This is a genomic window from Limosilactobacillus alvi, assembly GCF_016900115.1.
Lineage (GTDB): Bacteria > Bacillota > Bacilli > Lactobacillales > Lactobacillaceae > Limosilactobacillus > Limosilactobacillus alvi.
Map to the genome: position 1 here is coordinate 1 of NZ_JACJJQ010000031.1, position 21,895 is coordinate 21,895.

A 21,895-nucleotide genomic window follows, 5' to 3' on the forward strand; every position below is an offset into this window, starting at 1 on the left:
TTCGAGAATCAAGTGTAACTTGATTCTCCATTGCCTAAACGATTTCCAGATCAAGAGGCACACTGTTGCCTTTTGATCCAGAAGCTCGGTCATTTATGGCCGAGTAGTTCACACTTTCCATCTATAAAGTTATCGCTTATCCTTAAAGGGATAGGAATTATCTATGGTTTTAAGTGGAGGAGTAGCGAAATGAAAATATGTCCAAAATGCGGTCAGCAAGTCCAAGCAAGCGACCAGTTTTGTCCTCATTGTGGGACGGCTTTAGCAACTAATGAGGCGGCAACCACTACCCGGCAAAGTCGACGGCAAACAGGTCAAAACCCTAAGGCGCCGAAAAAGCGATGGCGGCGGTGGTTAGCCCTGGCCGTAGTTGTTGCATTACTGTTAATTGGTGGTGGCTGGTGGTTTAAGCATACGCAAAACCAATCAGTTGTGGAAACAGCTTCCAGTCAAAGTTCTTCGACAAGCCTGTCGTCATCGAGTAGTGAATCAACGGTGGATGAAAGTAGCCAAAAGACGGCCAGTTCCGATTCGTCAGGGTCAACTGACAAACTCTCCACGAATTTAGGGCCCCAAGAAACGGCGGCTGCGATTTTATTTTATGGCGGGCATAAGTATCCTGATAGTCTTTATAAAGGAAATCTTCAGGCTGCTCAGGAAAAAAACAGCCTTTATATTTATCCAAACAAATTTCCCACGGATCAAAAAAATGGTTATGAAGCCCACCCTGGTCAAGGGGTTGCTTATCGCCTAGTACCAAGTCAAATTGATGCTTCCATCAGTTATACTTTAGATCAGGATCAAACCGTTAACTTTTATCAAGTGGGGAAAACCCCGCTAGAGTTAGACTACTTAGGGTCGGCTAGTTGGCAAAGTATTATTAACTATGATAACCAACATAATGCAGCGCCAGTAGTTCGCCAACTAGGCTCGGTTGCACACTTAAGTGAAGTAAGTGGGGATGAATAAAATGGAAAAACGAGCACGAGAACAGTTTGTTGCTGATTTAATACATTTAAATACCGTCGGTGGTCATGAAGATAAGGTGGCGCATTTCTTAAAAGCAGCCTTTGATAAGCACGGGATCACCAACCGGATTATCCCGGTTGAAAATGGCCGGAGTAATTTTTACGCGGAAATCGGGGCTGGGGAAAGTGACCGGGTCGTGGCTTTAGAAGGACACGAAGACGTGGTAGCTTTAGGAAACCCAGATCAGTGGGACCATGCCCCCTTGGGAGCGGAAATTAAGGACGGTAAAATGTACGGCCGGGGGACGACAGATATGAAAGGTGGCCTAGCGGCTGAATGCATTGCCATGTTTGAACTGGCGGCCCAATCGACACCCTTAAAAGGGAAGGTAAAACTCCTCGTGACGGTAGCAGAAGAATCAAGCCCGCAAAATCATATGCAAGGGGCCCAAGCCTTTACAAAGGCGGGGTACTTGAAGGACGTTGATGCGATGATCTTAGCCGAACCCTCCCTAGGTCAGATGAACTGTGCAAATAAGGGCTCGATTACCTATGCGGTAACCTCAAAGGGAAAGGCGGCCCATAGTTCAATGCCCCAACTGGGGTACAATGCCATTGTGCCGTTGATGGCCTATTATGAAGCCCAGCAACAATTCTTTGCGACCCTCCAGGCCCGAAATAAGTATTTGGGCAAGACCATTCCGGTAATTACCAAGATTGAAGGGGGCCAACAGTTAAATTCCGTGCCAAGCTCGGCAGCGCTCTATATGAAAGTCCGGACCATTCCGGAAGAGCCAAATGAATGGATCTTAAAGCATTTGCGGGCCATTATTAAGCGGATTAATGATCAACAAGGGGCCCAGTTAGCCTTAAAGATTCTGGGGGAAAAGGTTCCAGTAGTGACGGACCCGAAGGATGAATTTAATCAAATCCTCCATCAGACCGCTGAAAAAATCTTCCAACACCCCATTCAGGTCATTGGTAGTGCTGCCGGGACGGATGCTTCCGAAATGATTAAGGGGAATCCGCAGATGGCAATTGCCGTCTTTGGTCCGGGAAACCGGACGGCCCACCAAGTCGATGAGTACATGGTGTTAGAAACCTTCCATAAGGATATTGAGGTCTACAAGCAGGCTTTAAAACGATATTTAAGCTAAACGAAAGAAGTGATCAAAATGCGAAATTGTCCCAAATGTGGGCACCCAGTCGAGGACGATACAACAAAATGTCCCAATTGTGGGCAGATTTTAGCAGTAACGAAGGCCCCAGTAACCAGTGTGGTCCCGCCTAAACCACACCGCTGGTTACCTTGGGTCGTCGGCATTGTTTTAATCTTGCTGATTGGTGGCCTGGGTGTCCAAATGAGTCGCCAACACCGAAATGCTAAGCCGCAGGTTACGCAAACAACTAAAACCAAAGCCAAGCATAGCTCTAAGACCAGTCAAGCGTCAGCTAACAAAGCATCAACTAATCAAGCATTAGCTAATAAACTAGATGGCAATGATACTGCCGCAGCGATTTTATACTACGGAGCCACAAAGTTAAATAACCAAGACTTCAAAAATGGTCTTAAAACCACGCAAAACGTAAAGGCCTTAAATGTAACCGTCCAAAAAATAACTAGCAATCAGCACCTTGATCATGCAGGACAAGGGATCATATATACCTTGACTCCGGGAAAAACCGCTTCGCCATTACGGTATACTTTGGATCAAGATCAGAAAGTTAACTTCTATGTAGTTAAAGATAATAATCAGTATAACTATTTAGGTTCGGTTGCTTGGCATGATTTAGTAACCACCATTAATCAGCAACAAGGTGGTAACACCGTCCGGCAAATTGGTAAGTTTGTGAAGGTGCAAGAAAATAAGTAGGTGCTAAAAAGCGAGAGGCCGGAAAGAAACTAATGTTTCTTTCCGGCCTCTTTGTCATCTCCGAATGTTACTCAGTAACTAAGGTCAAAAAGCACGGCCTTAGCGGATAAGTGCGAACGAAAGGTCGATTCTAATGAATCAACCTTCGTCCTTCTTATCCCAACCAGGCCGTCAAGGAGCTTTTTTCCCAACCTCTCTTTCATATTATTTAACTAAAATTTTTCCTTAATGAAGCCTAAATAATGTACTTTTCAACGCGCGGTAAATCCTTTGGCGCCAGTTCAACTTGAAGATGGGTCCCGGCACTTACATATTCGGTATTAAGAATTGTAGCGTGTTCGTTTAGGTAGGAAACGATGTGACCGTCTGCGAAGGGGATTAAGAGCTCAACAGTTTCGTAGTCAGCGAAGAGATGGTGCTTAATCGCTTCAATCAACAGGTCAAGGGATGCGCCGTCCTTAGCCGAAATGACCAAGCGATCGTCACCTTCCATGGTTGGAAACTCAACGTTAGTCTGGTCCGCTTTGTTAAACACGTAGATCATCGGCACGTTTTGAATCCCGATTTGCGCTAAGGTCGTTTCGGTTGTTTTAATCATTTGCTCATAGTGGGGATCCGAATAATCAATCACTTGGATTAAAAGATCGGCCTGGGCCGCTTCATTTAAGGTGGACTTGAAGGCTTGAACAAGGTGGTGGGGAAGTTTGGAAACAAAACCGACGGTATCACTTAATAAGAAGCGTTTTTGATCGGGTAAGGTTAATTGGCGGACACTGGTATCTAAGGTTGCAAATAGCATATCCTTTTCAAAGACCTGTTTATCCTCCGAAACCCCATACCGGTCAACAAGCTGGTTCATAATCGTTGATTTACCGGCATTTGTATACCCAACGAGGGCAGCTGTCGGTATGGCCGCCTTGACCCGTTGGGCCCGCTTAGTGGTTTCTGATTTTTCGATCGCCTTTAATTCATTCCGCAGATGGCTAATTTGTTTGGCAATTACCCGGTGGTTCATTTCCAGTTTGGTTTCCCCGGCCCCCCGGTTAGTGAAACCACCGCCGCCCCCAGAACCAGTTTGTTGGTCGAGCCGTTGATCGCTCGCGGTTTGTAGGCGTGGCAAACGGTACTGCAGTTGGGCAATTTGAACTTGGATTTTGGCTTCGCGTGATTGAGCACGCTTGGCAAAAATTTCTAAAATTAAAGCTGTACGGTCAATAATCCGAACCCCAATCGCTTGGGCCAAGTTTTGGAGTTGGCTTGGCGAAAGCTCGTCATTGGCAATGACGGTTGGTACATTTAAGGCGTTAACTAGTTGCTTAAGCTCTTCAACTTTTCCAGAACCAAAGTAAGTAGCCGCATTTGGCCGTTCAAGCGCTTGGTCGAGGCGATCAACGACGGTCATTTGGTTGGCCTCAGCTAACTCTCGTAATTCCGTCATGGAATACTGGTAGTCAGGTTGGTCATTATCAAGGCCGATAATGATCACTCGCTCAGATTGCGATATGGTGGTATCCATATAAATTAATCTACCCCCTTATGCTGTTGGTAATGCTAACTGACTATAAAATTCGATTGTGGTATCGGTAGGTGTTAATTGCATCTTAGTAATCGAACCATTTGCTGGTTGGGCAGTATGCTCTGGTTTGGTACCAAACCGGCTCCCTAGCGAACGAATGGTCATCCCGTGAGAAACCACCAGGACGTTACTCCCGTCAGGTAAGGCGCGTAATTTTTCGATTCCTGGCAATACCCGTTGCCAAAAAGCCGTGCTATCTTCGGCATCTTGGGTGGTATCAGCGGCCGCAATCTTATCGCGGGTGCCATCTGGACCATAGGCACTGATCATCGCTTCAAAGGAGTTAAGGTCGTCATTGCCGCTAACAAAGGCCCCGGTTTCCTGGCTATTCAAACCTTCAAAATAACCGAAAAATTCTTCCCGAAAGGCGGGAGCTGGGGTAGGTTCGCTAATGGTCGTTGGATGGTGGGCGAGTAGGATCCGCGCGGTATCCATGGTCCGCTTTAAGTCTGAAGCAAAAACATAGTCAAAGGCGATGGGGGCGAGGATTTGACCAGCGCGCGCCGCATCTTGCTTTCCCTTTGTGGTCAACGGGGTGTCAGACCACCCTTGCATCCGGTGATACTTATTAAAAAAAGTTTGTCCATGGCGGACGAAGTAAACGTTAATGGCCATGTTAATTCCTCCACTATTCCAAGTATTTGCCACCAATTTTACCATATTCTATCCCTCGATGGGGCCTTAGCAATTAAAAGCGCCGGCGGGTAATGATTTTTCGCCGGATACTCCGGAGACCGTATACGATCCCGGCTGGGAGGAAGGAAATCGCTACGATGCCGATGATTACTAAGGAGAAATGGTCTTTGACAAACGGAATTGAGCCGAAATAATAACCCATGACGGCGGCTAAGGCAACCCAAAGCGCCACCCCAATGAAGTTACCAATCATAAACTTATGCCAAGGGAAGCCGGCACTCCCCGAAATCAAGGGAATAAAGGTCCGAATCACGGGCACGAAACGGCCAAAAATAACGGCAATGATGCCGTGCCGTTCAAAAAAGGCTTGCGTCTGATCTAGCCGGGGTCCCATTACGCGCTTGCGTAACCATGACCATTTGATTAGCTGCGTTCCAATCAAATAGTTAACGGTATCCCCAAGGAGGGCAGCCAAGAAAAAGCCGCTTATTAGGATACTAATTTTAACGGAGGGGGTAATGGCAGCCACCGAGGCGGCCACAAAGACTAAGGATTCACCGGGAAGCCAAGGGAAGATAACCAGGCCCGTTTCCATAAAAGTTACGGTAAATAAGATTAAGTATGACCAATTACCCAGCCAATTAAAGAGGGGCACGATCACATCTTGTAAGTGCATTATCATGTATAAAATGTGTGACATAGCTAGCCCCTTTCAATGGTTAATTTTACCTTTCTTGACCTTTATTGTACTGGTTTAGGCAAAAAATGGAAAAGTTTTTCTACTAGTTTAGGAAATTCTTACAGAACGCAGGACAAACGAATTATTCGAACTGGTACGACGAATGATGATATAATGGTTAGATTAAAATTTAAGGGGGATTTTGACTTTGACCGGAACGACAAAGCAACAAGAACAAGCCCACCTTGACCATGTGTTGGCAAAGGTGCGTGATGCCGAGCAAGCTGCGGCAAAGAAAATGGGCATTGCCAAGCGTGATATTAAAAGTATTGATGCTCAATTTAATGATATTCGGATGAATACTTCGACGTATTCAGGGATGATGGATACCGCGATGTCGGTCCGCGCGCAACAACAAATGCTAGCTGAACGGGAAAACTCCTGGCAACACGCCGCTGATCACCTCGCTACCCTACAGCGGTTAGAGGCCAAACCTTACTTTGCCCGGATTGACTTTCAGGAGCGGCCCGATCAAAAGGCGGAAACTATTTATATTGGTTTAGCTTCCTTTACTGATACTCCGGATCACTTTTTGGTGTATGATTGGCGGGCGCCCATTTCTTCTATTTACTATGAAGGAGAATTAGGCAAGGTGAGTTACCAAACGCCAGCAGGGAAACAAACTGTCAACGTAACGCTTAAACGTCAATTTCAAATTGCGGAGGGGGTCATTGTTACCCTCTACGATACCCAAGCAACGGTGACGGATCAGATGTTACTTGCCGCCTTGAGTAACCACGCTAGTACCAAGATGAAGAGTATCGTCGCAACCATCCAAAAGACCCAAAATCAGATTATCCGGAATACGACAGCTGATCTCTTGTTTGTGCAAGGGGCGGCGGGCAGTGGCAAGACCGCCGCGGTTTTGCAACGGGTGGCCTGGCTTTTGTATCGCTACCGGGGAAATCTAACCGCTGGGCAAGTGATTCTCTTTTCACCAAACCAGCTCTTTAATGACTATATTGATCAGGTTTTGCCCGAACTAGGTGAACACAATATGGTCCAGATGACCTACTTTCAGTACCTCAATCGGCGGGTTCCGCGCCTCAAAGTAGCGGACCTGCGTGAACGATTTGAACAAGTGACTGATGGAATTGATCAAAAAGCGAACCGCCTGTTAACGAGTTTGGCGTTTTTTAAGGCCACAACCCGGTATGCTAAACGGTTGGGGACGGATGGTTACCTCCGATTTAAAAATTTAAGGTTTGGCAACCAAATTTTTGCCTCAAAAGATAAACTCCGGTCGATCTACTATGGCTTTAATGCCACCTATAAGCTGGGTAATCGGCTAGATGGAACGGAAGAGCGCTTACGCCGGATGCTAAATAGTCGTTTGGGGAGTGAGCTCCATGCTAAGTGGGTCGAAGAACGGGTACAAAACCTTAGTAAAGAGGAGCTGGATAATCTCTTGCAAAATCGGCCCCGGGAATTTGCAAGCGATGAAGCCGAGTACAAGTTTTTAGCTAAACAAATCTTGATCAAGGAACTTATGCCGGTAAAGCGGGCAATTGATCATCATCGCTGGCTAAATATTAATGCGCAATATTTGCACTTGTTACGGGTCGTTCCCCACCTCGTCAAACTGGATCAGTGGAACTTGACCGCAGCTGAATGGTCGCAATACGCCGAACGCCAAATTGCGGCTTTTAAACAACGACGAATTAGTGCGGCCGGGGTTTCAATCTACTTATATCTCTATGACCTGTTAACGGGGAAGTGGGGCGATCGAAAAATGCGGTTTGTTTTTGTGGATGAAGTGCAAGATTACGATCCTTTCCAGTTGGCCTATTTGAAGTATTGTTTCCCGCGGGCAAAGTTTACCCTGCTCGGGGACTTAAATCAGGCGATTTTTACCCACGAAAATTCCCGGAGTCTGTTGAGCCAGTTGAGTACCATGTTTGATCAGGATAAGACGCAAGTAGTGCAATTGACAAAATCTTACCGGTCAACGGCCCCAATTACGGACTTTACAAAGCAGATTTTGGTCGATGGTGAAAAAATCGAAGCCTTTCAGCGACAAGGGCCCCAGCCAAAATTAGTTGAGGTTGCTGATCAAGCGGCTGGGGTCAAAGCCGTCCAAACGGCCTTAACGGCAGCTCAAGCGGCCCAAGAAAAGGTAGCAGTGATTGGAAAATCACTGGCAGACAGTGAAGAAATTACCCGCGCTTTGAAGCAAGCGGGGGTACAAGTGACCCTAGTGCGGACGGAAAACCAACGGCTAGTTGATGGGGTGATGGTGGTGCCATCATACCTAGCAAAGGGGTTGGAATTTGACGCCGTGATTGTTTGGGATGCTAATCAGCAAAAGTATGCCGGGGATGCGGAACGACAATTGTTATATACTATTTGTTCACGGGCAATGCACACCCTAACGCTGATAAGTGTGGGACAGCCAAGTTATCTATTGGCTAAAATAGATCCTAAATTATATGAAAAGGTGATTGAGCGCTAACCGAGAAAAAAGCGGGTACGGAGAAACAGAAATTTCTCCGTACCCGCTTTTTGATTGCAAAGGTTACTCAGCAACTACCAGCACGGCAGTAACCAAGTGGGTGGGGAAGCAAGCTTTCAGGTGGGGCTTAAGAAAATCAGTAACTTCTTAACAAAAAAAGAATTAAAAAGTAGCAAAGAAAGAAAATCTCCGTTGATTTAAAAACTTCTTAGCCTTAATGGAATATACCAATTTTAGTAGACCAACCAGGACAATGAATTTCCTGATAAATCAGTGGTTTATTAGGGATAATTTTAAATTGGTATAGTTAATTTTTAGACAGCAAAACGATTTACTCAAAATTTGAAAATAGTTATCTGTCCATAATTATGAGGGTTAACGTCTTTTTTGACTTTTAAAAATTTAACGGTTTAGGGAGGATAAAATCTTTTCTATATTTTCTTTAAATCGGGCGAAAGGACGTTACAGACCGGCAACATTATTGTATGATGGTGAGTGTTGATTATTTTGATGGAGGAAAGAACGAATGAAAACAGCGTTGCAAAAAGTCAGGGCTGGACTGAATACCAAACTGGGCTTTTTTGCGCTCACAGTCCTCTTATTTGCAATTAAGAGTATTTGGGCATATGAAACCAAGTTTAACCTTGGAGCAAATACCACGGTGCAGCAATTTTTGCTGGCTTTTAACACCTTGCCAAGCGCAATTATCCTAATTGGGATTGCCCTCTATTTCCGGGGGCGGTTGTCATATTGGTTGATGAGCATTATCAATGCGCTCTTATCGACTTGGCTGCTGGCAAATATTTTATATTATCGAGAATTTTCTGATTTTATTACCTTTAATGTGATTAAGGGTTCTAGTAGTGCATCAGGAAATTTAGGGACTAGTTTGGCGCAAATTATTAAGCCATCTGACTTTTTGGTTTACGCCGATGTAGTAATCTTGATTGTCATCTTGTTATGCCACTTAATCCGGGTGGACATGCGTTACTTTAAGATTCGCTATGCGGCTACTGTAACGGCCATTGGGGCTCTTTTGTTTGGCGCAAACTTAGGGATGGCTTACTCGGACCGGAGCCAGTTGTTAACTCGAACCTTTGATAGCAACTACATTGTTAAATACCTAGGGCTTGAATTTTACACGGTTTATGACGGGGTAAAAACGACGCATAATAGTGCCATCAAAGCAGAAGCAAATAAAAAAGATGTGGCCCCGATTCAAAAGTTCTTAAAGGAACACTATGCTGGACCTGATGCAACCTATTATGGGACCATTAAGGGGAAAAATATTATTGTTCTGCACCTGGAGAGTTTCCAACAATGGTTGATTGATTACAAGGTTAATGGCAAAGAAGTTACGCCAACCATCAACGAACTGTACCACTCTAGCAATACCATGGCCTTTGATAACTTCTTCCACCAAGTTGGCCAAGGGAAAACGTCCGATGCGGAAATGATGCTAGAAAATTCGCTCTTTGGCCTTCCCGAAGGATCGGCCATGACGATTGATGGTACGACTAACACCTTCCAATCCGCACCGGCCTTATTACACCAAAAGCTTGGCTACACCACGGCTTCTTTCCACGGTGATGTGCCTAGTTTCTGGAACCGGGACAATGCTTACAAGTCCTTTGGTTACCAATACTTCTTTAGCAAGGAGTACTTCCCGAAAGTTAAGGACCAGGATATGGGGTATGGGATCAAGGATAAGATCTTCCTCAAAGATGCAGCTTACTACTTGCAACAGCTTCCCCAACCGTTTTACGCTAAGTTAATTACGGTGACTAACCACTATCCATACTTAATTGATAAGAAGAATACAGATTTCCCATCCCTTAAGACGGGCGATAATACCGTTGATCCGTATGTCCAAACGGCGCACTACCTTGACCAATCCGTTAAGGAGTTATTAGATTACTTGGACAAGACGGGGTTACGTAAAAACACGGTCTTAGTCCTGTATGGGGACCACTATGGGATTTCTAATAACCATAAGGCGGCGATTGCGAAGATCCTAGGCAAGAAGAAAGTTACTAATTACGACCTTGCCATGTGGCAAAAGGTACCATTCATGATCAATGCTGAGGGTCTCCAAGGGGGCATTAATCACACTTATGGTGGGGAAATTGATGTTTTACCAACCCTAGAAGATCTCCTCGGGATTTCTTCTAATAAGTACCTGCAATTCGGCCAAGACTTATTATCAAAGAACCGGAACCAGATTGTTCCTTTCCGGGATGGTGACTGGGTAACACCAAAATACACTAAGTCGAGCGGTGATTATTATGACACCAAGACAGGTAAGCAGATTACTAACCCAACGAAGGCTCAAAAAGCTGAGTTCGCAAAGATTCAAAAGTATGTCACAACTGATCTTGGCCTCTCTGATAAGGTAATTAATGGGGATCTCTTACGTTTCTACAAGTTACCAGGCTTTACTAAGACTAATAAGAAGGACATTACCTATAACCGGGCAAAGGCCTTGAAGCAATTGAAGAAAGCCCAGAAAGAAAAGAAAACTAGTTTGAAGTCCGAAAATGATAATAAGAGTACCTTAGATGATTACACGACCGATGCACCAGAATTGAAAGATACAACGCTAAGTTTTCCTAAGTAAATGGGACATAGTTGATCATAAAAACGACCACCTTGAATTTAAGTCGGGAGGCTTAAATTTACAGTGGTCGTTTTTTACATAAAGTAATAATTTGTTAATTTTGAAGTAATTGATTACCAAAACTAATCAATATGTAAAGAAAAAGCCACCATTTTGGTAGCTTTTGGCTAGGGTGGTATGAAGATAATCCAGTTCATAGGAACGAACGGAAAGTGTAACGGCATGATGTCGTCCTGGCAGATGCCAGAGTTGTTTGGGAGTAAACCATCCTAGTTATTAATATTATAACATTTGAAATTATCAGATTAAACCTGTCTTGGGAATAGTGATGATTTTTCAACCGTAAAGTGAAGGAATACTAGTTTTTTTGCCAGCAAATAATTATTGGAAAATTACTGATAACTGAGCAAAAATTCATTAGTAATTCTAATTGGTCGTTACTTAATGTAATTACTTTGCTAACCAACCAAACGGCCATTCAAACCAATTAAAGACGTGGTCAACCTTGGCTCCGTTAAAATGATTCGTGGTGGTGAGCACCTGGTAGGTTACTTCGGGATCCTTCATTTTTCGACTGGTCAAATGGAAGCCGTTCCGCTGGTAAAAGGCTAGGCGACGTAATCGTTGCTGATTATTAGCGGCCTTGGGATTGGGAGCTTCAATATCGAGGGCCAATGGCACATCGTGGTAGTGATGCTTTAGCGTTGTTAAAATGCGGCTACCGTAGCCTTGCGAACGTAATTGATCGTTAACGGCAAGATACAAAACGTAGTGCAATCCCTTGACGTGAATTACGTAAGCAAAGCCCACAAACTGATCCTGGTCATAAAAGGCCGTAAAATCTGCATGCTTAAAGTAGCGTTTGAAAAGTAGCCAGCCCCATTTTTCGCGTTCATAGGCTGGAAAAGCACGATGATAAAGTTGCTTTATTTCTTGGTAGTCGGGTAAGCTCGATCGGACGGGCTGTATGTCTAAATCCAAGAATAATTCCCCCCTTTAATATCTATACGCTAACAAAGCTGATGAGCGTTTTCAAGTAAAGCGATCAGCGTCTCATTCAATGTAAGGGCTGCCATTATCGCCCTGTGTGGTATAATAAAAAATATTAAGGTTTTTAAAACGGAGTGCAAAATATGAACGAATGGCTAAATTATGACCAGTTTGATCGGGCTACCTGGCATAGTTTTTTTCCTAGTGAACGAGTTTTATTGTCACAAGCTAATCTGGATGAGATTAAGTCGCTAAATGACCAAATTTCCATTGCGGACGTCCAAGAAGTTTATCTTCCTTTAATTAAGCTATTACAACTGCAATACCAAAATTATCAACAAATGCATTTGCAAAAGATGACTTTTTTAAAGAAGAGTAATCGGCGGGTCCCGTATATTATTGGCATTGCGGGCTCCGTAGCGGTGGGTAAGAGTACCAGTGCGCGGCTTTTGCAAATTTTGTTGCATAAATTAATGCCAGATTTACGGGTAGAGTTGATTACTACTGATGGTTTTTTATATCCCAATGCGGAATTAAAAAAGCGGGGCTTAATGGACCGAAAAGGCTTCCCGGAGTCTTACGATATGGATAAACTCCTGGCCTTCTTAAATGATGTAAAGGCGGGGGAAGCTGAAGTGATGGCTCCGACATACTCCCATAGTGTGTACGATGTTTTGCTGGATCAACCCCAAATTATTAAAGAGCCCGACATTTTAATCGTGGAAGGGATTAATGTCTTACAACTCCCAAGTAAGCAACCACTATTTGTCAGTGATTTCTTCGACTTTTCGGTTTATGTTGATGCGGATGCTAAGTTAATTGAGCAGTGGTACCTAGAACGCTTTGGGCTGTTGCTAGATACGGCCTTTCAAGATCCAAGTAATTATTATTATTCCTATGCTCAAGGGGACCGGCAGGCGGCCTTTGACATGGCTAGGGATGTTTGGCAACGGATAGATCTGCCTAACCTAAACGAGTACATTTTGCCAACGCGTAATCGCGCCGATATAATTCTCCATAAGACGACTAATCATAAAATTGATCGGATTTACTTGCGGGAAGATTAAAAATAAAATGGCCATTCCTTTCAATGCCAAACTACGGGCAAGGATACCTAAACTAGGGATTAAAAACTTAGGCCTTAAATGAAGTTAGGTTGAACTTTTTAGAGTTGTTTGGCATCTCAGGCGGAGGCAAAAAAAGATAATTGATCGCCCAGAATTGCGATTTCTGAAAAATTAAAACCACCCCATAAGCTGAGCTCTCGTTTAGCTTATGGGGTGGTTTGGTATTCGCTATGTAGTTGAAGCAGACTAAGCGAGCTTGGCCTGCTTCTTTACTTATTTTTATCGCCAAGCCAAAATTTGAGCAGTGACTTGTCCTAAATCAGTACGGGTGGTGGCTTGATTAATCATTTTGTTAAGTTGGTCTATTTGGATAGCTGTTAAGTTCATTTGGGCAACGGCAGACTTCATTCGGTTCTTTAGGGCCATGAAGTTAGCGGCTTGGGTGAATTCAACTGGCACAGTTAAGATAGTTGACCGACTACCATCGGGATAAAGAACTACTACCTTCATATTAAAGTTAGTAGTATCTGGAGTCAGTTGGGGAGGATAGTTAATAAACTCATATCGAATTGTGCTAGTTTTGGGGAGATACTTCATATAAGGGGCAAACTGGTTAGTTAAACTGATATCAATTTGGTTAATTAAATCATTTTTACTTAAAGTAGCCAGACTAGTGGCGGTAATTTTACCCTTTACTGCTACTTGGTATATTTGATTAAGATGATGTGGTGGCTGATCGCATCATGCCGATCTGAACCAATCATTGCCTCGAGCTGATTACTAAAGCCATCATTATCGTCATCCAATAAGCCGACAGGGGTGTCCATTCGGTAACCAGTAGTAAACCAGTTGGCAATCTCACTACTGTAACGTTGAGCAAAGAAGTTAGAACTTGAATGAGTACCACGATTGTTGACAGCGTAGGCCCACTTCGTATTTGGATAGTAAAAGAGTCCACCAACAGCATCATCATGAATGGCAAAGGACTGCATCTTAGCTTCATAAACAGGATTGCTTAGATCAGCATCATTGATGTAGCTAGTCCGAGAAAGAATTGTACTATTAGTAGCAGCCATTCGGTGAGTTAAGTTTCCACTAATCCATGACCAGGCATCGCGGATACCTGGCGCATTAAAGACAGCGCCATGAATAAAGCGAGGATCATACATTAACTTTGTGGCGGCAAAATATTCTGCCAGATATCCGCCGAGTGAGTGACCCGTAAGGAATATTGATTGAAAAGGATTTAAAGCTGCCAAAACTTGATCAAAATTTTTAACCTGGTTAGGTTGAGTTCCAGAAAAGATTGCCGAATCAGCAATTGCATCTAGTCTATCGTTAGTTCCGCGGAAAGCAACTACTGCTTGATCCTTATTTGTAAAGATAGTTGCTGAGAAACCATCTTTAGTGTTATTGAACTGCCTAGCAAATTACCAATCATTAACGACTTCACTAACGTTGGCTACGTCAAGAAGTTTGTTGTGAGAAAAAGCGGCGATGGCAACTTGGTTCCCACCAAAAATTAGGTTAAGTTCGTTTTCATCTCGATAGGAAAGCTCAGTAAAGAATCGTAAGTCTCGATCAGAAACATCCCACTGATCGGGGTGTTTGTCAAAACTATCAACGATACCATCGTGATCGCGGTCTTGAACAGGAGCCAGATTGTTGTTAGTAAGATTATTTTCAGTAACTGCACTAGTAGGTGGAACAGTAACAGTATTAGTAGCTTCACTAGTACTACTGGAACTAGCTTCACTAGTACTACTGGAACTTTCCGAAACTAAATTTGGTACGGAATTAGGTATTGCACTAGTTGAAGCTGGTTCGGTAATAGAACTAACGGGAGTATCACTAGCACTAACTGCCACGGGCTGATTTTGAACTTCACTGGCCTGGGCAGAGGAACCGGTAATAACGGCAAAGCCACAAAAAAAGACTAAGCCAATAGCGAAAGAAGCTAGTCGTTGGCCAGCTTCTTTTCGTAAGGCATAACGAAAATGTTTTTGCATGGTTTTGTCTTAATGGTTCAAAAACACTATTGATTTCTGAACCATTCCTTTCTTTTTGTTTTATCTATGCACCAAATATCCTAAACAAATTTTTATCAATTAGCAATGGTTATCAATTGATTTTTTGAATTTATTTCGAATTTAAAGTGCCTTTGTGAAAAAAGTTTAAAAATATATGAAAGTGACAGAAACCATAATGAATATATGAGTTTAAGTGGCTCAGATAGAACCATTAATAAACGGTATCCATTTGACGATTATCTCTACGTAACGATGGAATGTATGTTGACTTGTTGCCCTATCTAAATCGCGCCACAAAGTAAATCATTCCTTCGTGGTAGTGAACAGTAAGCTTGCCCTTAAAAGTTTGGACGAGGTTTTGGGCCATTGAAAGGCCAATACCAAACCCCTTTTTTTCTTGATTATGGGAGGTTTCGTTACGGTAAAAACGTTCAAAAAACTTATTGTAATCCACATCCTTACCGGCAGCGTAGGAATTAGCAACCACTAAGGTGGGGTTTTTATGTTGCTTAGTGGCGGTCCAAGTAATTTTGACGATCCCCTGATCATCGCAATATTTGTTGGCATTATCGACTAAGATGTTAGCTAACTCCGTAAAATACCCTTCATCGGCTTTGATTGTTAAATCGGGCGTAATGTTGGTCACAAATTGTTTACCATCTTGTTCTACCAAAGTCCGAAAGTTATTTGCTACCGTGGTAATCGCTTGGGAAGCGTTGATGTCCGTGATGACCATTGTTGGTCGTTCGTCAAGCCGCGCCAAGGAGACGAGGCGGTTAATTAACTGGGTTAGGCGGTTAATTTGTTGGTGGTTACTTTGGGTCCATTCGCTCTCGCCGTTTAACATTTCAACCATTTCATTATTAGCCGCAATAATGGCAAGGGGGGTTTTTAATTCGTGCCCGGCATTTGTAATAAACTCTTTTTGCCGCTTTTCTGCCCGAACAACCGGTTCGATGGCTTGCTTGGAAAAGAGCGCTAATAAGAGGGCGTAAAGGGCAAGGGAAGCAACCCCTAAAACGGTGGCCGAGCGGACAATTTGGTTAACCCGCGCCATAAGTAAGGTTTCATCTAAGAAGACAATGGTCGTTAATCCCTGCTTAGTTACCCGTTTATAAGCATAGGTAGTTCCCTTATAGAAGGTATGCCCTTGCCGTTGACGATGGCGGAACTCTTGGGCTAAAGTTTTAATTTCACTGGACTTAACGGTTGAGATATGTTCATCGTTCAAGTCCACGATATCACCAGTAGCGTTAAAAGTGACACTAAAATACCGATATTGAAAAAGCCCTTCTCGATTATGTTTAGCCTGCCCCAAGACCGCGACTGGGCGTTTGGGAATATCTCCTTGATTGTTTGCAAGGGTGGTGAGGACGGTACTAACTTCTTGGTCTGCCCGGTAGTAGGAAGTACCGATAATGCTACCAATAACGGTAGTCAAAACGACTGCTAAGGCGCAAGTTGAAATGATAATAAACTTCCGCCGAATTTTTTGAATCATTAGCGGTCACCTCCTAAGGCTTAACCAGAGTAAAGGGCCCCCCTTGTTCACCAGTGATTTGGACCTGGGAGTTAACGGCTTGGAGTTTTTGCCGCAAGTAGGAAATGTTAATCCACAAATCGGTCGCGTCAGCCACTTCATCATCGTCATCCCAAGTATGATTAATTAAATCAGCAATTGAGAGCGCTTTTCCGGCATTTAAGATTAGGTATTGTAAGAGGCGGGTTTCCTTTTTGGAGAGACTGATTGAATTGTGAGCTTCGAGTCGTTGCTCATTATTATCAAGGGTGAGGTCGGCAAAATTTAATACATCATCATCATAGTCTTCATTGCGCCGTTCGAGGGAACGTAAGCGTGCTAGAAGCTCTTTTAATGAGAAGGGTTTGGTAAGATAATCATCCGCTCCCGCATCCAAACCGGTAACCCGATCGTCAATTTCAGCCATCGCCGTTAACATCATGATATAAGTACGATCACCGCCAGCTCGAATTTCTTTTAAGGCGGTTAGTCCATCCTTAACCGGCATCATGATATCTAAAATAATGACGTCATAGGCGTTTTCTTGGGCGGCTTTGACCGCTTCTTCCCCGTTGGCCACCGCGGTAACCTCATAGTGAACGCTTTTTAGGGCGGTAACTAAGACGTGAGCTAATTGTTGCTCATCTTCGGCGATTAATACTCGCATAATAATACCCCTTTCTTAGTTTTGATTGATCAATTGACGGATCGTCTGCATTTGAATGTCGCAGGCGGCCAATTGTTCAGCACATTTTTTTAATTCACGGCCAATCCGTTCGGCATCTTGGACATTGTGCTTGTACTTCATTTCGTGTTCCAAACTTGCCCATGAATCCATGGCAATGGTCCGGAGTTGTATTTCAGCGTAGTATTTCCCGGGTTGATTACCATCAACATCTTTAAAGGGGGTAGTCACCGCTAAAATGACGTGATAGGATCGGTAACCATTCGGCTTTGCATTGGTAATGTAATCTTTTTCTTTAACGATTTGCCAGGCTGGATTGGCTTTGATTAACTTCAAGCAACGGTAAATATCATCGATGAAGTTACAAACAATCCGTAAGCCGACCGCATCTTTGCAATCCCGTAAGGCACCTTCGGTAGTTACTGGATAACCCTTACGGCGACATTTTTCAATCATACTTTGTTGTGCTTTAACCCGGCCAATTAAGTGTTCGTAGAGTTTAGGTCGGCCGGCCGTCACTTCAGCCTGGCTGAGCGCTTTAATTTGGCTTTGTAGATTGGTTAGCAATTGGTTAAGGGCAGGTTGAAAGGGCCCATAAATATCCATTATCCAAGTTTCCTTTCAGCGAAAGTAATTTTTTAACTATCCATATTATAGCGAGTTTGGGTTGGTCAAAACAGGTCAATAAGAAAAACTTAAATCATTGGGGATCTTTTCATGGCTTTTGGTTGACCATGTTCGGTTTAGACCGTACAATATTGGATAAGTCTGAAACCAATATAAAGGAGTGGGAACTGTGGCAAACATTAATCTGGATGCCTTTGACAAGATTATCGTCCTGGACTTTGGTAGCCAGTATAACCAATTAATCACCCGACGAATTCGTGACTTTGGGATCTATTCGGAATTGTTATCGCATAAGATTACAGCCGCCGAAATCAAGCAGATCAACCCGAAGGGGATCATTTTCTCTGGTGGGCCTAATAGTGTGTATGATGAAGGGGCCTTTACGGTCGATCCGGAGATCTACAAGTTAGGGATTCCAATTTTGGGGATTTGCTATGGGATGCAATTAATGGCCCAAAACTTGGGTGGAAAAGTTGAATCGGCGGAAGATTCCGAATATGGGCGTGCCGATATTGAAGTTACCGAAAAAAATGCGGTAATGTTTAAAAACTTGCCACAGAAACAATTTGTTTGGATGAGTCACGGGGACCTGGTTACCCAAGTCCCGGCGGGATTTGAAGTTACGGCCACGAGTGCTAACTGTCCAATTTCAGCGATGGCCAACGACGCAAAGAAATTCTACGGCCTCCAATTCCACACTGAAGTTCGGAATACGGAGTACGGGCTTGACATCTTAAAGCACTTTGCCTTTGATGTCTGTGGTGCCAAGGCTAATTGGTCAATGGATGACTTTATTGATCTCCAAGTTGACAAGATCAGAGAAACCGTTGGCGACCAAAAGGTAATTTTGGGTCTTTCCGGTGGGGTTGACTCCAGTGTGGCCGCAGTTTTGATCCATAAGGCGATTGGGGATCAATTAACTTGTATCTTCGTTGACCATGGTCTCTTACGGAAGAACGAAGCCCAATCTGTGATGGATGCTTTAAATCGTGACCTCGGTGTTAATATTGTTAAAGTTGACGCTGCGGATCGGTTCTTAGGCAAGCTCAAGGGTGTGACTGATCCAGAGCGGAAGCGGAAGATCATTGGGGCGGAGTTTATCGAAGTCTTCAATGAAGAAGCCGCTAAGTTAAAGGACGTGAAGTTCCTTGCCCAAGGGACCCTTTATACTGACGTGATTGAATCGGGGACGGATACCGCCCAAACCATCAAGTCCCACCACAATGTTGGGGGCTTGCCAGAAAAGATGGGCTTCAAGTTAATTGAACCATTACGGAGCCTCTTTAAGGATGAAACCCGAGCCCTCGGAGAAAAGTTAGGGATTCCGCATGAATTAGTCTGGCGGCAACCATTCCCTGGTCCTGGTTTAGGAATTCGGGTCTTGGGCGAAATTACGCCAGCTAAGCTAGCAATCGTCCGGGAAAGTGATGCTATCTTACGGGAAGAAGTTGCTAAGGCTGGGTTAGACCAAAAAATTTGGCAATACTTTACGGCCTTACCAGGGATTCGTTCCGTTGGGGTCATGGGGGATGGCCGGACTTATGATGAAGCCGTCGTAATCCGGGCCGTAACTTCGATTGACGGGATGACAGCCGACTTTGCCCAAATTCCATGGGATGTCTTACAAAAGATTTCCGTCCGGATCGTAAATGAGGTTGATCACGTTAACCGTGTACTCTATGATGTCACGAGTAAGCCGCCTTCGACGATTGAATACGAATAGAATTACAATATTACTTAGAATTGGAATGGCGATATATCAACGTTTTGGCAGGGTTAAAGTTCTTTAAAAGAGCTTAAAATAACATGATTGTTTGCCAGAATGTTTGCCACACGAATAAAAAAGCACTCAGTATTTTGCTGGGTGCTTTTTGTGTAAGAGTGAAGTTTAATATTTAGAATTTCCTGATAATAAGGAACTTGAATCAATTAAATCTTTTCTATACCTACTTGGATATTCTATTGCAATGTGATCATTAATGATAAGGGCAGGTAGGCTGTCTTGTGTAGGATTGAAGATAGCTTGATATAGTTTTTGAACGATATTAGTAAGTTCCTGTTCTCCATCGTCTTCTGACTTATTTATTTCACAGTAGCGATCGAAAAAGTCGGTCTTGACTAGTAGAGGTATTAATATATCCATATTATTGCCATTGATGAACTGCCGATATTCATCCGTATTATGCATATTAAGAGCTACCATAATGGGTAATATAAATTCAACTAATACAAACCGTCCATTACTTTCATTAGGCAACAAGGTACGGCTATTCAGGAGCTTATCTAAAGAATTATAAATTGCAGAATTTAGACGGAGATAGAAATGGTTAATTTCTCTTATACTAAATCCAAAATGCTTGATAATTGATTTACAAACATCTTTAAAGTAATTTTGATCGCTATTATAGAGGGCACTAACTTCTAAAATTCCGTTTGTCTTTTGATAGTATTTTTCGATATCTGGTTCGGGTAATGGAATTACTAAATCAAAAAATCTATCAAGATATTGGAGCCCATCAAATTGTTCACCATAGAAATGTTTAACAGTATTTTGTAGTTCACTTAGATCCACGGAGAAAACGAAGGTCACATTTTCATTGGTGAAATAGTGTTTAATACGTTCTAATAGCTTTACCGCATAAGTTGGTTTACACCGATCAAGCTCATCTATAAATATAACTAATCTACCGCCTTGAGGGATAAGGCGACTCAGCTCTGTTGAGAACTTTTGTTTTAGCTCTTCTTCTGTATTTGATCCTTTTAAGTTTGATCTAATGCTATCGATATATGATTTGGGATCGACATGTAATGTGATTGCTGAAATCTTACTAGCAATATCTAATAGAATGTTAATAGATCTTACTGCCGTATCTTTCCAAGAAGATAATGAAATACTATTAATAATAGACAGAACTGGATCAATATCATTATCGTTTTCCCAGGCATCAAAATAGACTGTATTATAAGGGATCTTGGTGATTTCTGATAGGCCTTTTGGGTCAAATAATTTAGCTATAATCGAATTTCCTGACAAATTATTATCTGTGGTACATATATTTAAAACTAACTGACATTCCTTTACAAAAAAGGTTTTACCAGATCCCCAACTTGCATCTAGTGCAACGGACCATGGCCCAGTCTGATTATTCAGGAGAGTAATAAATTTTGCTAAATAAAAGTTTCTACCGGTGGTATCATTCGTTATTGATTCTTGGATATTTTTATCAGTTGGTTGTAAATCAAATTGTTGCATATACTTAACTCATCTCCATCAATAATTTTTAACTACGTTAAATTATATCAGTAAGGCAGGTTAAATAGGGACACCCGATTTTTGGATGTCCCTTTCATATTATTTGATTTGCAATTTATGATATTTAAGCTCTTCTTGTATTTTTTTCTTAGCGGATAAATACTCTGGATATTCTTTTATTAATTCAGAAAACTTATTAAACTCATCATAATCTAGGTTACGAGAATTTAGCAGGTAATAGGACTTGTCACGACCAAACATGCTACCACGTGGATTATGACTGATCATTGGGATTAGCTTATTACTACCCTCTTCAATAAAGCCTAAACCGTACTCTTTACCGATTAGGTGCCGACGTCTACTCCATACGTTGTGTTTATATGTAGCGAAGGTGTAATTTACTCCTGCGGCTTTTGCCTTCTTGGATTTACGATGTTCATTAATGCTATCTTGAACTAATGACTTATCTTTTAAAAATTCTTCAGCATAAAGTTTTAAGTCATAGTGATTAGTAGCATTAAAGTATAGGCCAGTATGGTGAAATGATGTTGGTGTTTGGCTTTTCCAAACGTAAATTGGAATACGCTTCAACCAGTTAGCTTGTTTTTGAGAAATTTCCTTTTTGGAGAGTAAATTATCGGTGGTGGATTATAGAATGAAGTTAGCCATCTAATTGGTGGTAAATGCAAAAACGCCATTCGGCGTGACATCAGGTATCATATTAAGTGAATCAAAACTATATGAAAGGATGTCCGTCAAATGACGCACTTAAATGATACCATGCTCACTAACCTTTTGGCCACTCATCGCAAATATGCACACCTTACTAAAGAAGAGCGAGTGATGATTGCGACTTTAAAGT

The 21,895-nt window shown here is 42.7% G+C and carries 18 protein-coding genes and 1 pseudogene; 7 read left to right on the forward strand and 12 right to left on the reverse strand.

Translation table 11 applies throughout. The annotated features are described in order from the left end of the window. Positions 1-189 precede the first annotated feature (189 nt). Genes H5993_RS06815 through H5993_RS06825 form a run of 3 tightly spaced genes read left to right on the forward strand, consistent with a single transcriptional unit; the run spans position 190 to position 2,842 of the window. Positions 190-969 carry a zinc-ribbon domain-containing protein gene (locus tag H5993_RS06815; RefSeq protein WP_204776760.1) on the forward strand — a complete coding sequence of 260 codons (780 nt, stop codon included), beginning with the start codon at positions 190-192 and terminating at the stop codon, positions 967-969. Position 970: 1 nt separating this feature from the next. Further along, positions 971-2,125, forward strand: coding sequence for an ArgE/DapE family deacylase (locus tag H5993_RS06820; RefSeq protein WP_180871336.1), 1,155 nt, complete (start codon positions 971-973; stop codon positions 2,123-2,125). Positions 2,126-2,143: 18 nt separating this feature from the next. Then, positions 2,144-2,842 (forward strand): zinc ribbon domain-containing protein, encoded by a 699-nt coding sequence (locus tag H5993_RS06825; protein ID WP_180871337.1) that lies wholly within the window; start codon positions 2,144-2,146, stop codon positions 2,840-2,842. Positions 2,843-3,077: 235 nt separating this feature from the next. On the opposite strand, the gene hflX is transcribed toward H5993_RS06825, so the two are convergent. The 3 genes from hflX to H5993_RS06840 all read right to left on the reverse strand — a co-directional run bounded on the left by hflX (position 3,078) and on the right by H5993_RS06840 (position 5,754). Beyond that, positions 3,078-4,358, reverse strand: a complete 1,281-nt coding sequence (gene hflX / locus H5993_RS06830; protein WP_180871338.1) for a GTPase HflX — start codon at positions 4,356-4,358, stop codon at positions 3,078-3,080. 18 nt (positions 4,359-4,376) lie between these two features. Further along, positions 4,377-5,033, reverse strand: coding sequence for a histidine phosphatase family protein (locus H5993_RS06835; protein WP_204776761.1), 657 nt, complete (start codon positions 5,031-5,033; stop codon positions 4,377-4,379). 73 nt (positions 5,034-5,106) lie between these two features. Beyond that, a complete protein-coding gene (locus H5993_RS06840; RefSeq protein WP_180871339.1) occupies positions 5,107-5,754 on the reverse strand; it encodes a VTT domain-containing protein in 648 nt (215 codons plus the stop codon). A gap of 187 nt (positions 5,755-5,941) precedes the next feature. On the opposite strand from H5993_RS06840, the gene helD reads away from it, so the two are divergent. After that, a complete protein-coding gene (helD, locus tag H5993_RS06845; protein ID WP_239458026.1) occupies positions 5,942-8,245 on the forward strand; it encodes an RNA polymerase recycling motor HelD in 2,304 nt (767 codons plus the stop codon). A 526-nt stretch (positions 8,246-8,771) separates the two neighbouring features. After that, positions 8,772-10,862: an LTA synthase family protein gene (locus tag H5993_RS06850; protein WP_204776762.1), complete on the forward strand. Its 2,091-nt coding sequence runs from the start codon at positions 8,772-8,774 to the stop codon at positions 10,860-10,862. Positions 10,863-11,312: 450 nt separating this feature from the next. On the opposite strand, the gene H5993_RS06855 is transcribed toward H5993_RS06850, so the two are convergent. Then, positions 11,313-11,843 carry a GNAT family N-acetyltransferase gene (locus tag H5993_RS06855; protein WP_204776763.1) on the reverse strand — a complete coding sequence of 177 codons (531 nt, stop codon included), beginning with the start codon at positions 11,841-11,843 and terminating at the stop codon, positions 11,313-11,315. A 152-nt stretch (positions 11,844-11,995) separates the two neighbouring features. Here H5993_RS06855 and coaA point away from each other — a divergent pair, with 152 nt between their 5' ends. Then, on the forward strand, positions 11,996-12,919 hold the full coding sequence (coaA, locus tag H5993_RS06860; RefSeq protein WP_180871343.1) for a type I pantothenate kinase: 924 nt from the start codon (positions 11,996-11,998) through the stop codon (positions 12,917-12,919). 279 nt (positions 12,920-13,198) lie between these two features. Here coaA and H5993_RS06865 read toward each other — a convergent pair whose 3' ends face one another. From H5993_RS06865 to H5993_RS06890, 6 genes and pseudogenes are all read right to left on the reverse strand, one after another. Beyond that, positions 13,199-13,429: a hypothetical protein gene (locus H5993_RS06865; RefSeq protein ID WP_204776764.1), complete on the reverse strand. Its 231-nt coding sequence runs from the start codon at positions 13,427-13,429 to the stop codon at positions 13,199-13,201. Positions 13,430-13,617: 188 nt separating this feature from the next. Then, positions 13,618-14,316, reverse strand: a pseudogene (locus tag H5993_RS06870) (Mbeg1-like protein); the annotation flags it as partial. 33 nt (positions 14,317-14,349) lie between these two features. Continuing rightward, a complete protein-coding gene (locus H5993_RS06875) occupies positions 14,350-14,928 on the reverse strand; it encodes a hypothetical protein (RefSeq protein WP_204776765.1) in 579 nt (192 codons plus the stop codon). A 298-nt stretch (positions 14,929-15,226) separates the two neighbouring features. Further along, positions 15,227-16,450: a sensor histidine kinase gene (locus tag H5993_RS06880; RefSeq protein ID WP_204776766.1), complete on the reverse strand. Its 1,224-nt coding sequence runs from the start codon at positions 16,448-16,450 to the stop codon at positions 15,227-15,229. A 13-nt stretch (positions 16,451-16,463) separates the two neighbouring features. Continuing rightward, on the reverse strand, positions 16,464-17,135 hold the full coding sequence (locus H5993_RS06885) for a response regulator transcription factor (protein ID WP_204776767.1): 672 nt from the start codon (positions 17,133-17,135) through the stop codon (positions 16,464-16,466). A gap of 15 nt (positions 17,136-17,150) precedes the next feature. After that, positions 17,151-17,759 (reverse strand): GTP pyrophosphokinase, encoded by a 609-nt coding sequence (locus H5993_RS06890; protein ID WP_180871347.1) that lies wholly within the window; start codon positions 17,757-17,759, stop codon positions 17,151-17,153. 190 nt (positions 17,760-17,949) lie between these two features. Here H5993_RS06890 and guaA point away from each other — a divergent pair, with 190 nt between their 5' ends. Next, complete coding sequence (guaA, locus tag H5993_RS06895; protein ID WP_204776768.1) at positions 17,950-19,503, forward strand: glutamine-hydrolyzing GMP synthase; 1,554 nt, start codon at positions 17,950-17,952, stop codon at positions 19,501-19,503. Between the two features lie 165 nt (positions 19,504-19,668). On the opposite strand, the gene H5993_RS06900 is transcribed toward guaA, so the two are convergent. Together H5993_RS06900 and H5993_RS06905 are read right to left on the reverse strand one after the other, a co-directional pair. Next, on the reverse strand, positions 19,669-21,033 hold the full coding sequence (locus tag H5993_RS06900; RefSeq protein WP_204776769.1) for a KAP family P-loop NTPase fold protein: 1,365 nt from the start codon (positions 21,031-21,033) through the stop codon (positions 19,669-19,671). A 99-nt stretch (positions 21,034-21,132) separates the two neighbouring features. Continuing rightward, complete coding sequence (locus H5993_RS06905; protein ID WP_204776770.1) at positions 21,133-21,624, reverse strand: hypothetical protein; 492 nt, start codon at positions 21,622-21,624, stop codon at positions 21,133-21,135. Positions 21,625-21,895: the final 271 nt, after the last annotated feature.